At 47.2% G+C, this 303-nt stretch carries 1 pseudogene; it reads left to right on the top strand.

Going from position 1 to position 303, the window contains the following annotated elements:
• A pseudogene (locus tag ACTSEZ_RS08990) lies at window positions 1–303 on the top strand (diaminopimelate decarboxylase); the annotation flags it as partial.

Genomic DNA, 303 nt, shown 5'->3' with positions numbered 1-303 from the left:
GTAGAACGCGCGATGGAAAGTGTTCTTTCATCAGATGCATTCGATCTTCTCGGCTATCACTGCCACATTGGTTCGCAGATCTTTGATGCCACGGGCTTCGTTCTGGCTGCAGAAAAAATCTTCACTAAAGTGACGTACTGGAAAGAAACGTTCCAGTATGAACCGAAAGTGGTCAATCTAGGCGGCGGATTCGGCATCCGCTACACAGAAGAAGATGAGCCGATGCCTGCAACATATTATGTTGAAAAAATCGTTGAAAGCATCAAGCAGCAGGTAAAGGAAAGCGGGATTGCCATGCCTGAG

The organism is Metabacillus mesotrionivorans (genome assembly GCF_052171315.1).
In the GTDB taxonomy this organism is placed as follows: domain Bacteria; phylum Bacillota; class Bacilli; order Bacillales; family Bacillaceae; genus Bacillus_P.
This window is presented reverse-complemented; position numbering and strand designations above follow the sequence as displayed.